Raw genomic sequence first — 16,087 nt, 5'->3', positions numbered from 1 at the left:
AATGGAAAGCCAGGCAAATATTATGACTACCTGGCTTATAATATAAGTTATTTAAATAAACGTTCTGGATTTATTGTAAACTTAGCTAATTTATCTACATCAAGCTCAATACCAAGCCCTGGTTTATTCGGAATAGTGAGATACCCCTCCTCGTCAACTTTAAATGGAGTTTTAACAATGCCATCGATATATTGGCTACCGCCAATAAACTCAACAAAATCAACTTGAGGGAAAGCGGCCGCCATTTGCAGGTCGGCAGCCAGCCCCATCGCTGTATTCCATCCATGCCCAACATATTTAACGCCAAATTCATCGGCTAACCATGCAATCCGGCGCTGCTCAGAAATACCGCCAACTTTTGTCACATCGGGTTGTACAATGTCAAAAGCGCCTTGGGATAACCAAGGTAAAAATGCTTGGCGACGAGTTAGCACTTCACCACCGGCTATTGGTACTGGGCTTTCTTTACGTAACACTTTAAAATCTTCGATATCATCAGGTCGCAAGGCTTCCTCAAACCAACCCACTTGATATTCAGCTAACATATGAGCTGTTTGAATAGCCCATTTCAACCCATTTGGCCAATAAGCATCACTTGCTCCTGCATCAATAAATAGCTGGGAATCTTGCCCTGCCGCATCCCTTGCAGACTCTACTATTGCACGGTCTAATTGATGATCATTACGACGACCAAATGGACCCCAACCAATTTTAAATGCCTTAAATCCAAGTGCTTTATACTCAGAAATAACCTGATGCATGGTCTCTGGCTCTTCCATAAGCAAAGAGCAGTATGGTTGTACCTTGGTACGGTAGTTCCCGCCTAACAATGTGCTTACAGGTAGCCCAGTTGCTTTCCCTAAAATATCCCATAGGGCAATATCAATCCCACTGATGGTGTGCGTTAATGTTCCCCCACGCCCCATCCAAAAAGTATTTTGTCTTAATTTTTCAGAGACACGCTCTGGTTGCAGTGCGCTTTCACCAATACATAATGATGCCAAAATGGGAATGGCTGCCTCTACAAGTCGTCCATCGGTAAACACGCTGCCGTACCCTGTAATACCTGCGTCCGTATGTATTGCCACAATGGCATGAATAGGATCTTCAGGTTTTATTTCATTCGACCACCCCCCTTTAGGGCTCTCGCCAAATAATGGCACAGCAACAATTTCGGTAATTTTTATATCTTCCAACAGATTTAACATGGTTTTTCCTTCTTTAAGCAGAACTGATTTTCAATGCATTAAACATGATTGTATAATTGTATACAATATTCAATAGAGTGAATTGTGATCTAAATCTGGTTTGTAAACCCACCAGCACATAGGTAATTTTTTGTTTTTTAGTGGTCTATTATTTGATGATGTGGTAATTTTGTTGGATAGGATTTAACATAAAGAAGATAATTAATCTTTTGATTAATAAAAATTTTATAGGCTTTCACTATGATTGACGAAAACAAAAATCGCCCTTTTGATACGCCTTCAAAAGACGATTATTGGCAACCGATTAAAGCAAGAACACTAACCGATGATGTTGTAGATAAAATTGTTGAGGCAGCAACTCGAGGTTATATTCTCCCCGGCGATCGAATTGTCGAAAAAGAAATCGCAGAAAAAATGAATGTTAGCCGGGTCCCTGTAAGGGAAGCTCTACGCATTCTCGAAAGCCAATGCATCGTTATCAATGAACCATTTAAAGGCATTCGCATGGCTCCAGTTTCTGAGGAACGCCTTGATGAACTTATTGAAGTTCGTGTTTTACTCGAATTACACGTCATAAGAAAATTCATTACTGGGAAAAAGCATCTCGATAATCAATGCATTGAAAAACTAAAAGAGTGCATTGATAAAATGACAATGGCGGCAAAATTAGAAGATAGTTATTTATTTTCCCTTAGTGATGTCAATTTTCACCGTACTCTTTGTGAATTGAGTGGCAATAAAACACTCACCTCGTTATGGGAAAACGTATCAAAACAATTAACGATTATCATTGGAATATCAACTTTTACTAAACCAATGGAAGAAATCATCCAGGAACATAAAGTCTTGCTGGATAAAATATGTGCGGGTGATTTGCCTGTTTTAGAAAAAGAAATCAAAGAACATATTCGTAACCAAAACAAAAAGATTAACTTTAATTTGGCCGTTGATAAAAAAAGAGATAAATAATTTTAATAAAAATATATTAGAATATTTTTTTAATCCAAATATAGGGTTATAAATTACCATCTTTTTAAACAATGTAGGCAATAAGTTAACTTGCCTACATTGAATGCTGCCATATATACGATCCCAAAGGCGGTAAATTAATTATAAGTGAAATAAATTTCAAATTTTAAGCCGTAAAACCACCGTCCAATACAAGGGTTTGCCCTGTAAGGTATTGGCTATTATCACTGATTAAAAACTCAACCGCTTTAGCCACTTCGTCTGGTTGACCAAGGCGACGTAATGGAATGTTCTTTAGGATTGCTTTCAGTTTTGCATCAGGGATCGCGTTAGTCATATCACTTTCAATCAAACCTGGTGCTACACAATTTACCCGGACCCCAAACCGGCCTACCTCATGTGCTAAAGAACGCGCAATACCAAACATTGCGGCCTTACTAGCCGCATAAGCCGTTTGCCCGATATTACCTTTTAGCCCAGTCACAGAAGACATCAACACAATAGAGCCATGCCCATCAAGTAACATGGCAGGAACAAGGTGCCGGTTCCAGTTAATGATTGAAATAAGGTTATTATCCATAACATCTTGCCAAATAGCGGCATCTTGATGAATATGAAGAGCATCCTTAGTAATACCAGCATTATGAATGATGGCGCTTGGAGGGCCTAGTGACTCAAGTAACATTAGCGCAAGTTCTTGAACTTGTTGTTCATTTTTCCCATCGCAGGCGTAACCTTTAACCCATAAATCTGAAGGGTTATTCTCTACGATGTTCAACGTCTCAGCCAAGCCTTCTTCACTTCGGCCTGTAAATACAATATTCCAATTTTTATGTAACTCTATTACGAGTGATTGGCCTATCCCACGGCTACCACCTGTAATTAAAATCCATTTAGTAGACATATTATGAGCTAGACTCCTTGCTAATATACTCAATTAATTCCTTGATGGTCATCGTTGAATTTTCGATGAAAAAATCGGCAGTGAGTGCAACGTTATATTCACGTTTAACTAAAACCATCAACTCAACATAATCTAAACTATCAAATTTAATTTGATCGAGTGTTTGGTTAGCGTCAATGTCTTCATCTAAATCTTTTGCATCACAGATCATTTCATTAATTTTAAGATAAATTGTTTGATAATCACTCATTAGTCATCCCTTCATTTAAGTTATTGGTTGAACTTATTTTCAATGTAATCGTACTCGTTATAAATTTACGTTGGTATTCAGCCACCAGCGATAGACAAACCAACAGACCAGAATCAATAGTCCCTGTTACAATCGCTGGCTGAATATCAATATTAAGAGCCACAGTCTTGTCTTCCAGCATTTGTGGTTGTAAAAGCGTAGGATCAAACCGCAGCTCTTGGTGTGTTTGCACAACGAAGTAATCAGAAAAAAGGGTTTTAAATGTGGTGTCTTTAGGTAACCAAACCGCAATATTCTCCTGTTGAAAAAGTGTTTGGTCCTCAATAAGGTATTGAAAAAGTACCGCATCTAAAAACATCCACAATGGCAGCTGTTGAAAATAGGTATCAAACAACTCCTGCTTTTTTACCAGTTCAATTGCATTGATTTTCTTTGCATTTTTAATTGAATAAACCTCAGTTTTTTCTGTGATTGATAAATTACAGGTTATGCATTTTTGGTCATCTGCCGTTAAAATCGCTGAAGTCCCCACTTTACTCCCTGCAACTAACGAGTATTCAATATTGTTCCATAATGGTTGGCGAATTCGGACCACACACTTAACATCACTATTCGCATCAATCTCACTGACAGAAACTTGTTGGCTTGAAAAATGCTTTATATCTAATAATGCACGCATGCCATGTACACTAAGACGCTCCCCTCCGTTAGCTTGAACCCAAGGTAAATCAAAGTGGACCGGGTTATAATCCCCTGAAAATTCTGCCCAACTGTGGGCGTCTTGTAGGCTATAACACAAGGTTTTCATTTTATTTTTCCAAAACAAGTGCGGCATTTGCGCCACCAAATCCAAAACTTAGATTCAACGTTGTTGATACTGTCCCTTCACGATGTTCATTCGGGATATAATCAAGGTCACAATGGGGATCTGGGTTATTTAAATTAATTGTTGCCGGCATCACCCCTGTTTGCATGCTTTTCAAGCAAACAATGGCTTCAAAACTGCCTGCCGCAGCAATCAAATGCCCTGAATAGGATTTGGTACTTGAAATAGGGATTTTATATACTGCAGATCCTAGAGCCCTCTTCAATGATTCAGTTTCATTTAAATCATTAAGCTGAGTTGATGTACCATGGGCATTAATATAATCGAGCTGTTCTGGGGTAATATTGGCTTGTTTTAACGCTGTTTGAATCGTTTGAGTACGCGCAACACAGTCATCCGCGGGTGACGTAAAATCAAAAGCATCAGAAAAATTCGCATAGCCCGTAATTTCGCCGAGAATGGTTGCACCCCGAGCCAAAGCACTTTCCCGCTCTTCAAGGCATAGTACTGCCGCGCCTTCTGAAAGCACAAACCCACTACGGTCTGCACTAAATGGGCAACTAGCTCGTTCGATATTTTCTGATTCATGGGATAGTGCGCCTAAGATATCAATATTCCACACAGCACAATTACTGCGTAGTGACTCTCCTGCGCCTGCTAGCATCATAGAAGCCTTACCACTTCGAATAACTTCAAATGCATCACCAATGGCAATCGTTCCTGTAGCACAAGCGGCAATAGAGGTATTTTGATAGCCTCGTAAATTCCAATATTGGCTACAAGCTGCCGTCGTTACATTAGGCATTGAAAAAAAACAGTTAAATGGGGATGTCATGCCTGTCTTATTAAACTCATCAATGGACAGGTAACTTTCATCTAACCCAGCCCATCCCGTCCCCATAATGACACCGCAGGATAACGGGTCATAGTGCTCACTAGGTTCACTCTGACCAAAAGCCATTTGCATGGCTTCGCGTGCTGCTGCCATTGTTAAACGCGCATAGCGAGGCAGGCGCCGACGAATAGCAGCGGGTATACCTTTCATACTAGGCTCTTTATCAATTAAGCCTAAGAAATGACTAGAAATATTACTTTCTGTTTTATCAACATACTGATAGCCTATTTTCTTATCCATTATGGCTTGCCAACATTCAGTTACCGTCTCACCTAATGGTGTAACAGCGCCATATCCCGTAACGACAACACGCTTAAATTGTGACATTGGCTTGATATCCTCTCATATTAATTCTCACCACCCTGGGCTAACCAAAGCTGTAACGTGGCATATAAATAATCGTATTGGTTTTGTGCTAATGAATTTTCGATGGACAACAAATCATCTTGAGCCGTTAACAAAGTTTGGTAATTAACAGCGCCTGCTTGATAGCGGTTTGTGGTCAGTGCTAAGCGCTGCTGGCCGAGTGATAATGCCTCGAAAAGCTGTGATTTTTGAGTCTCAGCCATTGTTCGAGCATTAATGGCATTATTAACCTCCATAATGGCGTTATAGGCGCTATTACGAAATTCGATTGCCGTTTGCTGCACTTGCAAATCTGATTGCTCGATTGTCAACCGCACGGTATTCCATTGAATAAAAGGTAATGAAACGGCACTACCAACTACCCGAGTTGGGTCGCTGAACCATTGGCTAAACAATTGGCTCCCTGCATTCAGTGCAGCTTGCAGTGATAAGGTTGGATAAAAACTGAGCCTAGCCACATCTGAGTTGGCGAGCATAGAACGTAACCTTGATTCGATGGCACGCACATCCGGTCGGGTCGAGATCACACTTAACGGTGCTGAATACTCAACAAGCACATTTTGACGAAGATTAGACGAAGATTAATCGGTTTAATATCAATAGATTCAGGCAATACCGTACTGTTAAGCAATAAGGTCAATGAATTCTTTGTATTCTGTTGTTGATTTATAAGTTGCTCTAACTCATTTTGCCGGTTAATCACAGTTTGTTTCGCATGCAATACATCCAACTGTCCGACTTTCCCAGCGTGGTACCAAGATTCTGTTTGTGCTAATATTTTTTCAGCAATCACCTTTCCCGCTATTTGGTTATCAATTTGCCGGTTGAGTAAGGCGATACGCCAATAAAGTTGAGAGGTGGTATTGATTAGCGTTAGTCTTGTCGCTTGGTAATCATATTCACTAGCAACGGCTTCCCATTCATCCTTTTCACGTATACGTGCAAGCTTCCCCCACAAATCTAATTCATAATTCAATGAAAGCCCTGAGCTATAATTTTCTTGTGGGCGGCTACCATGCTTAATAGATTTGGTATTTGAAGCACTGCCTGTAAATGAAAAATCAGGGGTAAGATTGGTATTTGTTAACCCTGCACTGGCACGCGCCAATTTCAATTTAATGCCTGCTAATGCCAAATCATTATTACTTTCCAATACTAACGTAATAAGTTTCATTAATGCTGGGTCATGAAAATTAAGTAATTGAGTCTGGCTATTAAGAGGCTTTTGCGAGCTAATTATCCGTACATTTTGTTGCCACTGGTCTGGCAGGTCCAATTGAGGACGCTGATATTCAGTCCGCATTAAGCTACCGCATCCTGTCAGTAGAAATATTACGCCATAGCCAATAGCCTTGATTATTTTCATTCTCTGGCCAATGCCTCAGTTGGGTTAAGCTTCGCGGCTCTGTATGCGGGAAAATATCCAAACATAAAACCGATTAAAACGGAAAAACCGCAAGCAAATAAGATTGGCGTGAGCGTAAAAACCATCCGAAATTCAACTGCTAAATAAGCAAAAACCGCACCACTCGCTAATGCTCCAGCAATACCAATTACTCCCCCTAACAAACAAATCATGACAGCTTCAATTAAGAATTGAGTCATAATGTCGGAAGGTCTCGCACCAACGGATAAACGGATGCCAATTTCATGTGTACGCTCGGTAACTGAAACCAGCATAATGTTCATCACACCGACGCCTCCAACTAAAAGAGATATCGCTGCAATCGAGGTGATCAACAATGACATTGAATCTGATGTTTTTTGCAAGGTCATCGCAATTTGGTCGTCCGACTCAATGAAAAAATCTTTTGTGCCGTGGGTTTTCATTAAATGGGATTCAACTAGAGAGGTCGCTTGTTTAAGATCTAGCGTATCCACAAAATTAACCGAAATGGCTTCGAAGGGCTTATCACCGGTTATTCGTTGTGAAACGGCGGTATAAGGTGCCCAGCCAATCATAAAATTATTGGTCATTTTTGGGCCTGCTTTTTTCGCTATACCGATGATACGCCAAGGTGTCCCATTAATTTGAACCAATTGGTTTAATGGTTCCTCATTTGGACCGAACAAAATATGACGGCTATTATCATCTAAAATAAAAACAGGTTCTTTATTGACGATGTCTAACTGATGGAAGCTATCCCCTTGTATAATGGTGATCCCTTGTCCGGTTATATAGGAATCGGATACTCCATTTAACATAATAGATGAATCTATCCCTTTATAAATAATAGCAGGGACACTTGTAATAACGGGTGAGACCGTAGTAACCCATGGAAGTGTCGCAAGACTGTTGACATCATCTAAAGAAAGCGCCCTTTCTAAATCAGGGCGTTTACTCCCCCATCCTAAGCCAGGGCGGATCTCTAACGTCGTTTTACCCAACTTACCAATTTCTTCTATAATGGTACGTTTAGCGCCTTCGCCAACAGCAACAGAAGAAACGACCGAGGATATGCCGATAATAATGCCTAACATAGACAAAAATGCCCGCATCCTATGCCCTAATAAGGCACGAAAAGCCATGCGTACTGACTCTAAACCTCTACGCCATAATGAAGCGCGCCCATTGCTGTTAACAACCGGTAAACACGGGGAAATTGCCTCATCTTTCAGCACATTATTCGCATTGTCAGAAATAATTTCCCCATCGCTAATTTCGATGATCCGCTGAGTCTGTTGGGCTATATTTCGGTCGTGTGTGACAATAATAACGGTATGTCCCGCTTGATGAAGCTGATGAAGTACACTCATCAACGCTTTACCACTAGTACTATCTAAAGCCCCTGTGGGTTCATCCGCCAAAATGACTTTTGCGCCATTGACCAGTGCTCGACAAACACTTACGCGTTGTTGTTGCCCCCCCGACAATTGAAACGGTTTATGCGCTAACCGCGTTTCTATTCCCAGTTGCTGGGCTAATAACTGTATGCGTGATTGGCGTTCTTGTTCTGGCATCGCAGTATATAATGCAGGAATAGCAATATTCTCTTCAGCCGTTAAATACGGCATCAAATGATAGCGCTGAAATATAAAGCCTAAATATTGACTACGCAGTTCAGCGAGCTTTTCGCTATCCGCCGAGTGCACTGCAATACCATTAATATAAATTTCCCCGCGTGTTGGTTTATCCAAACAGCCGAGAATATTCATTAGTGTGGACTTTCCGGAACCTGACGCACCAACAATCGCTAACATTTCGCCTTGGTTAATAGAAAACGATATATCCTTCAGTACCTGAATTCTCTGAGTGCCGGCAAGAAACTCACGATAAATATTTTTTACAGTGATCATAGGAGCCATTAGCTTACTCCTATATTATTTGAAACAATAACCTGCTCACCCTCTTCAAGACCCTGAATAATTTGAACAAAATGGCGATCGGTGATCCCAACAACAACCGTTTTAGTCTCGGGTTGATTACCATTAAGTACCGTGATTTCATATTCATTGGCGGCAATTGAACGACCTAAAGCATTAACCGGTATACGCACAACCCCTTTAACCTGAGCAACACGAATAAATACTTGTGCTGTCATAGACGTTTTTAATTCGCGATTTTTATTATCAACTTCAAAGGTCCCTGAGTAATATACGGCATTATTCTGTTGGTTATTTGAGCTTGCCATATTCCGTTCTTCTAAAGCTTCTTGAGGCACTGGTTGAACATACCCCATCGTTCCCTCATAACGTTTATCTGGGTCTGCAAGCACATAAAAATATAACGGTTGACCTGAATGTACGGATTGAATATCCGCTTCTGAAATACGCGTTTGAATTTGCATTTTATCCAGATTAGCTAATACCAAAATCGTTGGAGCCGTTTGGGAAGATACTATCGTTTGCCCTTCATTTGCGACAATCCCTAATACTTCCCCAGCAATTGGCGCTAAAATTTGTGTGTAACTTAAATTTGCATTTGCTGTTTCAACTTCCATTTCTGATTGAACAATTAATGCTTCATTCATTTTGACTTGATACTGCTGCGCTTCATATTGTGCTTGTGCTTGTTCATAATCACTGTCGATGCCAGAACCGTCTTTACGTAATTTTTTTTGTCGTTCAAAGGCTTTTCGATATTGAACTAATATAGCTTCTGAAGACGCTTTTTGGGCTCTAACACTCGATAACTTGGCTATTGCATTACGTAAATCAGATTTTTGAATGGCGGGGTCAATCTCAGCAAGTATTTGTCCTTTGAAGACTTTATCTCCCTGTTTAGCATACAAATACTTTATCTGCCCATTAACCTGAGCACCTACATTCACCTGTACAGAAGGCTTTAACGTCCCGGTTACCATAATGATTTTTTCGATATCACCACGGTCGGCTGTTATCACCGTCATTTCTTGAGCAATATTCGACTCAGTGCGTGTTGTAGCGAAATACACGATAGCAAATAGTGCAGCGGTAATACCGAGCACGATCAGTAGGTTGGAACCCCGTAATTTAAATCGCTGAGCCCACTGTTTCATGGCACTGACTCAGCGAATGAAAGTGGATTGTTCAACTGAGCTTCCTGCTGACCACGGTTGTTATCAATAGTCTTTGTTAGCTCACCATCAATGATTTGATAAACCACATCAAACCTTGAAGTTATCTTATCACTATGTGTCACGACAACTAACGTCTTGCCCATTTCATGGCAATGCTTTTGAATAGTTTGAATAACTTTAGCGGCGGTTTCTTCATCTAGATTAGCGGTTGGCTCATCAAGTAATAATATCGGCCTAGTGCTATACATAGAGCGAGCTAATAATAAACGCTGCCGTTGGCCTAAAGATAAAGCGCTATGGCTCTCGCGAATAAGGGCATTTATTCCCCCAGGGAGGTTATTAACCACTGAATCTAATACTAGGCTTTTTAACAGTTTATTAATGAATTTTTGTTCTTTTTCCTGAATATTCGGTGCAAACAGTGTGATGTTTTCCCAAACTGAGGTATTAAATAAAATGTCTTCTTGGCTTTGTAAACACACTAACTGCGCCAATTGTTGATACACAATCGTATCCCCATCAGAATGACAAAGGCCATGTTGATATGGAATTAACCCTGCAATCACACGCAATAGTGTACTTTTCCCGGCGCCAGACTCCCCGACGATAGCTATTTGAGCGCCTGTAGGTAAATCCAAAGAAACATTTTTTAAAATTTGCTTGGCCGGATCATAACTAAAATCAATATGTTCAAATGTTAAATGCGGAGCGCCACCAAGGTGCGACTTAGCGTGGAAATTCGCTACCGCAGGTTCAATTCGCTCTGGAAATAAGCTATTCGCACGTGTATCAATAATATGTAATTGAGATTTATGAATAATCGAATAAAAAATTCGGGTAATATAGGAAGTAAAAATTTGGCGAATAAAGCTATAAGCAAAAAAATCACCAAGGGATATCATTTTACTGGCGACCATTGGGAGTATGACTAACATAAATACCACCATTTCTAGGCTACCGGTCAATTGGTAAAGAGTCCCTTTAACTTGCTCATAAACATTTCTTTTTTGAATACAAGTGAATAAATCCTGACTTAACCATGCAAATTGTATTTTACGTTGCTCTTCCAATCCCCCTGCTTTTATAGTCAGTATCCCTTGAAGGGTTTCCATGAAAAAATCATTCAATGAAGCTGTTTTTAATTGCAATTGTTGGGTATACCAGCGGTCACGAATAATAGCCCAAACACTGATTAACCCCATCACAGTTACACCAACAGATGAAATTGCAGCTAACACAGGCGCTATCCAAAACATAATTGCCAGCGCAATAATGCCAATAACCCAATCTGTACGTAATTGGTTATCAAGCTCTATTTTCTGTGCCATTGCCGATTGCCAAGCCATAAAACGACTAAAAACATCGCCTGGTGCACGCTTTTCAAAAAAGCGTAATGAATTACTCAGTAATTTAGAGAAACCCACTCCACTATTGACTAATACAAAGTGCTTAATAAACCGTTCAGTTATCGCTCTAACACCAAGAGCCAGTAAAGAGGCAAGTACAAAAGCAACAATAAATAACCCATAGGGGAAATCCGCATTTTCAATATCAGAAAATGCTTTATTAACAGCATTACTTACCATTATTGGCATAATAAATAATGTTAAACCAACTAAAAAAGTCAGTAGCATTAACCAATAAATTCCCGAAATAGCACTAGTTTCTTTTAAACTCATTATCCCCAAAGGGCGTTTTTGAATTGTTTGTTGCTCTTTGCGGCCTACCGTATTTGCCTCATCTGATTGGCTTTGGTTATTTGGGTCTAAAATAAGTGCATAACCACTAATTTCTAGCTTTAACGCTGAATACGGTAACCATTGCTGACCAATCGCTGGATTGATCACACAGACATTATTCCCTTTCCGATAAGCTAAAATAACAAAATGGTTAGCGCCATAATGCAAAATTGCGGGAAGCGGAATACTTTTTAGCTCATCATGTTCAAAAAGAACGGGAGCAGTTGCAATACCGAAGTCTTTAAGTATTGTCGAAAGTTCTAACAAAGAAGTGCCATGATCTGTCGCAGGATAGCGTTCACGCAGAGTATCAAGTGAAACAGTAACACCTTGCGTATGGGCTAACATAGAAATACATGCTAAACCACATTCATTCGTTTCTTCTTGATAAACAGTATTAGGGATAATCTTGTTCATAAGAGGTCAATGATTAATAAAATAAAGTGAATGGCTATGCCACAAAAGCCAATCATTAGGGTAATCTCGAATCGTTTTTTCAATAATGATTGGCAATTGCTTAGCAATATCTGTTGCGTGCACAGGAGGATAAATATTGATTTGTATTCCATTTTTGCAATATAAGTTATAGAAAACGACTTGCGCTGAAATCACTTTGGATAACCGAACAACACCACTATGTAATTTCGCTGGACGATTAAATAAACGGCAAGCTAATTTATTATTTATCCCTTCCCCCGTATGAATCGTATAATCTGGGGTAATATCAGGGAAAATAATCATATTTTTCTGTCCTGATGCCGTTTCAGTCATTAATGTCATTAAATTTTTTGCTAATGACTTATCCTCTTGATGTATTGAGCAATAAGATAAATTAATTCCCCCAAGAATACGGGCGGTATCATCAAATTTAGTTTGCTCAGCACTTGAAGACACAATAACCGTCGCATTTTTAGGTGATGTTCCTGCCCCTACGATAGTAGCTAATACATCAGAAACCATATGCAATGGCGCTAGAATAACGGGGACTTGTTGTTCATGCAGAGGCTCAACAATTTGATTAAGTTTGTGTGTACACGCTTCTATTTGTGACATGATTTGTCTGTTTTGCCCCCAAGTTGCGCCCTCTTCTAAAATATACCGACGTACCGCGATCCATGCGGTATCAATACGCCCTGGTTTATCCATTAAACACTGGTAATTTTGAGTAGCGACCTTAGTTCTATTACGATAATTCCTACCGATAACCCCAAGGCGGCATAATGTATAACTAACTATTAATAATAGTGGTGTAGATATATAACGCAGTAACCACCTAAATAGAGTCACCGCACAGGTATTTAATTTCACAATACCTACAAGTGCTGCGTCAACGACACTTCTAATACCAAAAATTAGCCATACAATAATAAAGCGGCCCACAATTACTCCTGCTTACTCTTTTCTAAAAGTTCTGCCATATACTTAGTAAATTCAGGAAAATCACGGTCTTGATAAACAACATAGCGCTTATTGATAATGAAAGCGGGTGTTGCCGTAATATTGTAGAATTCAGCAATGCTCTCCATATAATCAAGTTTTTCAGCTACAGCTGGGGTATTGCTAATTTCAAGGTACTTTTCAGTATCAACATTATGCTTTTTCAACCATGCCAATAGTTCGACTTGATTTTTAAAATCAACATTATCATTTAAAACAGAATTAAAAATGGCTGAGCGTAAACTAGGCTCAATATTCATTTCTTCTAAAGTCGCAAAAATAGGTGCATAGGCCGCTAGTGGAGTATACTTACTTGCTAAGTGTATTGCTTTGAAATTATCATCATCAGGCAGTTCTTCTGCAAACTTCATGATGGCATCATTATTTATACCGCAGTAATAACATCCATATGACATAACCTCAATAATACTGTTATTTTCTTTTATTGGGCTCGACAATACTTTTTCGGCTGAAATTTCAAAAAATGTTTGCTGACTTTGACTATTATCTTTAAAGGTCTCAAAAATAAAAACATGATAAAACATGACTGTTGTAAGCACAGAAATCATAATGACAAACAAGGTATATATGATAATCGTTAATTTAGATATTTTTCTATTATTCATTACAGTTTTACCATTGGATTGAAAGCAAAGCATGCAAAGAATCCCTCCTCAGCATGCTTTATAATTATTACATAACAACTAGATTATAAAGGGCATTTACCTGTTGCAGGTTGTGCTTTATAACTTACTTCACCGTGCTTATCAGTACATTTTGTGATCTGTTGGCAGGTTGTCAGGCCAGCACCTACTTTTACAGTATCAAATGATGTTTCACACACTGGCGCTGTTCCACCAATAACTTTTGATGCATCTACTGTATTTAACAATTTCATATAATTTCCTTATTTATTTTTAGCTATTAACTATTAGCTATTAGATAAAATCAATTTAAATATTTCGCCTTAATAACTTTGACTAAGTAGCCAATAAGGCGGTTTGGATTATATGCATAACAATAATATAAGTTCAATTTAATGGGTAGCTATTCAATCCTAAACCCTGCCTATATTCATGTTATAATTATCCTTATTAGGGATTAACCAGTTTTTTGGTTATTACTTAACTCCACCCCATCATTTATCACAGGTTAAATATTGGAATGATGACAGCATTGGAGTAAAATCAGATAATTGTATTTATTTTTATTTTTCACTAATTTCATGAGTGATACATATAAATATTAACAATTAGAAATATTATTTTACTGATTTAACACATCTAAAAATTTAAATATTTAGGTCAATACAATCTATTACTCCTCATAAGAGTAATAATTTAAAAAGGAGTATTCTAAGGGTTAATAAAAACACCAGTTAAAATTTCACTTATATACTATCAGATACTTTTCACCAAGTTGTCATATTGATAAACATAACCTTAATAATATTAACTTGCATTAACAACATTAATTATAAAGGTAATTGGGTTCATTATTTTCTAATGTGTATAAATAATAATACACTGAAAATTAATATGAGGGAGCCATAAAGGCTAATGTTGAAATAGTAAAAAAATGGAGGCAATAAACTGCCTCCTAATTAGCGAATCATGAAAATGAAAGTTAAACTTTACTTACCTAATAAATATAGCTTAACAGAATAAACATAACAATAATTAATTTACCACATCTTCATTTAAAACAATGTCACTTGAATTTTATTTATTAACTAAAAAAATTAATTATATACTTAAATATATCATATACATATACACAAAAAATCATAATAATATAGATTCAATTTTGGTTATATATCTATTATTAAAACACCCCAAACAACCTCGCATGAAATAAAATCATGCTTTATAAATGAGAAAACTAAAATGGCACATGACAAAACTATAATATTACAAAATAATAAATCATTAGGTTACTTCAATAAACTTATTGTTTCTAAAGGAAATAACTCTCATTTTAATAATAACAAATATAAAAGTGATACAAGCGGTACATTGGCAGGTTCAGTTCATTATGTACAGAATTGTATAATCCCAGCGGGAAAGCATATTCCTGATGATATTCAACCAAGAATAATATCTAATCGAAAAACTATGTTTCTATTCCAACCTAGAGAATTCATAGCGCATAATGATGACGTCAAGTTATTTGTTTTTGATAAACAAAAACGTATTATATTTGAAGCTAAGATGAAAAATCCAAATGAGCTAACGTCAACTTGTGAACCAATCTATGCCAATATTAGTCCTCCCCAACCCCACCCTAATGAAGTTACTATCATTGTTAGTAATGATAAACAATTGCATCAGTTAGATGACCCCGATTATTTTAATGATATTATTCTTAATCATGATACGGTTAAAATAATCACCAGCGATGGTCACTACAATTCATCATTCAAAGTTGAGTCAGATGAAAAATATTCGCGAAAAAAAATCATATTTCAATGTAAATCAACTTATCGATTTTCAGTATTTTTCAATGGTAGAAATGTTGAGTTAGCTACAGGTGACGAACTTACACTCGTTAATGTAGATGGCACTTGGTTCGAAATAAATACAGAAAATAACTGTGACCAATTCCTATCAAAAATAGACTATATTGGTAATTGTTGGTCAATTATAGTGCCAAGCCAATTTATTAAGCCTAATATTACCTTACAATTTACACATCAAGATAAAAAAGGAGATATTGAATATATAGATATTGGTGCACCTAATGAGTTACTTCTCCATACTATTGCTATTGGGGTCGTGTATTCAATATAGAGATCATCACAATAGGTAATACTCCCGCTCTATGAATGTGCCGATGATTTTATCATGCATTTCAGGCGACTTCGAATAACCTAACGTCTTACGGTTAAGACGCTTTAAGCGATTTCTTAAATTCAAATTCTCTCTTTCTATTCGTTGGGTATAAAACTTACTTGCTACGTGTTTTTGTTTAGGTAATATCTCATAAGCACTGAAC

Annotated in this window: 16 protein-coding genes; 2 read left to right on the top strand and 14 right to left on the bottom strand. The window is 37.9% G+C overall.

Annotated elements, in window-relative coordinates; translation table 11 throughout:
- Positions 1 to 47 precede the first annotated feature (47 nt).
- The gene (locus tag ACIPUA_RS12440; RefSeq protein ID WP_042843745.1) at positions 48 to 1,208 is read right to left on the bottom strand and encodes a mandelate racemase/muconate lactonizing enzyme family protein; all 1,161 of its coding nucleotides are present in this window, start codon (positions 1,206 to 1,208) and stop codon (positions 48 to 50) included.
- A 240-nt stretch (positions 1,209 to 1,448) separates the two neighbouring features.
- Here ACIPUA_RS12440 and ACIPUA_RS12435 point away from each other — a divergent pair, with 240 nt between their 5' ends.
- Positions 1,449 to 2,177, top strand: coding sequence for a GntR family transcriptional regulator (locus ACIPUA_RS12435; protein WP_052219276.1), 729 nt, complete (start codon positions 1,449 to 1,451; stop codon positions 2,175 to 2,177).
- A gap of 166 nt (positions 2,178 to 2,343) precedes the next feature.
- Here ACIPUA_RS12435 and ACIPUA_RS12430 read toward each other — a convergent pair whose 3' ends face one another.
- The 12 genes from ACIPUA_RS12430 to ACIPUA_RS12375 all read right to left on the bottom strand — a co-directional run bounded on the left by ACIPUA_RS12430 (position 2,344) and on the right by ACIPUA_RS12375 (position 13,991).
- Positions 2,344 to 3,081, bottom strand: coding sequence for an SDR family oxidoreductase (locus tag ACIPUA_RS12430; RefSeq protein ID WP_042843747.1), 738 nt, complete (start codon positions 3,079 to 3,081; stop codon positions 2,344 to 2,346).
- A 1-nt stretch (position 3,082) separates the two neighbouring features.
- On the bottom strand, positions 3,083 to 3,331 hold the full coding sequence (locus ACIPUA_RS12425; protein ID WP_042843749.1) for an acyl carrier protein: 249 nt from the start codon (positions 3,329 to 3,331) through the stop codon (positions 3,083 to 3,085).
- Positions 3,324 to 4,139, bottom strand: a complete 816-nt coding sequence (locus ACIPUA_RS12420) for a protein dehydratase (RefSeq protein WP_449059724.1) — start codon at positions 4,137 to 4,139, stop codon at positions 3,324 to 3,326. The genes ACIPUA_RS12425 and ACIPUA_RS12420 overlap by 8 nt, the downstream gene beginning before the upstream one ends.
- A 1-nt stretch (position 4,140) precedes the next feature.
- Positions 4,141 to 5,379, bottom strand: a complete 1,239-nt coding sequence (locus ACIPUA_RS12415) for a beta-ketoacyl-[acyl-carrier-protein] synthase family protein (protein ID WP_449059723.1) — start codon at positions 5,377 to 5,379, stop codon at positions 4,141 to 4,143.
- A 20-nt stretch (positions 5,380 to 5,399) separates the two neighbouring features.
- Positions 5,400 to 5,894 (bottom strand): TolC family protein, encoded by a 495-nt coding sequence (locus ACIPUA_RS12410; protein WP_336298286.1) that lies wholly within the window; start codon positions 5,892 to 5,894, stop codon positions 5,400 to 5,402.
- A 53-nt stretch (positions 5,895 to 5,947) separates the two neighbouring features.
- On the bottom strand, positions 5,948 to 6,784 hold the full coding sequence (locus ACIPUA_RS12405; RefSeq protein WP_449059722.1) for a TolC family protein: 837 nt from the start codon (positions 6,782 to 6,784) through the stop codon (positions 5,948 to 5,950).
- A complete protein-coding gene (locus ACIPUA_RS12400) occupies positions 6,781 to 8,724 on the bottom strand; it encodes an ATP-binding cassette domain-containing protein (RefSeq protein ID WP_449059721.1) in 1,944 nt (647 codons plus the stop codon). Before ACIPUA_RS12400 ends, ACIPUA_RS12405 begins: the two co-directional genes overlap by 4 nt.
- Positions 8,724 to 9,896 (bottom strand): efflux RND transporter periplasmic adaptor subunit, encoded by a 1,173-nt coding sequence (locus ACIPUA_RS12395; protein ID WP_042843754.1) that lies wholly within the window; start codon positions 9,894 to 9,896, stop codon positions 8,724 to 8,726. The genes ACIPUA_RS12400 and ACIPUA_RS12395 overlap by 1 nt, the downstream gene beginning before the upstream one ends.
- On the bottom strand, positions 9,893 to 12,073 hold the full coding sequence (locus ACIPUA_RS12390; protein WP_449059720.1) for a peptidase domain-containing ABC transporter: 2,181 nt from the start codon (positions 12,071 to 12,073) through the stop codon (positions 9,893 to 9,895). The genes ACIPUA_RS12395 and ACIPUA_RS12390 overlap by 4 nt, the downstream gene beginning before the upstream one ends.
- Positions 12,074 to 12,079: 6 nt before the next feature.
- On the bottom strand, positions 12,080 to 13,036 hold the full coding sequence (locus ACIPUA_RS12385; protein ID WP_042843755.1) for an ABC transporter: 957 nt from the start codon (positions 13,034 to 13,036) through the stop codon (positions 12,080 to 12,082).
- A 2-nt stretch (positions 13,037 to 13,038) separates the two neighbouring features.
- Positions 13,039 to 13,719, bottom strand: coding sequence for a DsbA family protein (locus ACIPUA_RS12380; protein ID WP_042844330.1), 681 nt, complete (start codon positions 13,717 to 13,719; stop codon positions 13,039 to 13,041).
- Between the two features lie 83 nt (positions 13,720 to 13,802).
- A complete protein-coding gene (locus ACIPUA_RS12375) occupies positions 13,803 to 13,991 on the bottom strand; it encodes a DUF4762 family protein (RefSeq protein ID WP_042843756.1) in 189 nt (62 codons plus the stop codon).
- A 988-nt stretch (positions 13,992 to 14,979) separates the two neighbouring features.
- Here ACIPUA_RS12375 and ACIPUA_RS12370 point away from each other — a divergent pair.
- The gene (locus ACIPUA_RS12370) at positions 14,980 to 15,882 is read left to right on the top strand and encodes a M66 family metalloprotease (RefSeq protein WP_449059719.1); all 903 of its coding nucleotides are present in this window, start codon (positions 14,980 to 14,982) and stop codon (positions 15,880 to 15,882) included.
- Between the two features lie 6 nt (positions 15,883 to 15,888).
- Here the strand turns inward: ACIPUA_RS12370 and ACIPUA_RS12365 are convergent.
- A partial coding sequence (locus tag ACIPUA_RS12365) for an IS1 family transposase (protein WP_449059717.1) occupies positions 15,889 to 16,087 on the bottom strand: 199 nt, incomplete at its 5' end.

It is taken from the genome of Providencia sp. AGC89, assembly GCF_053543535.1.
This window is presented reverse-complemented; position numbering and strand designations above follow the sequence as displayed.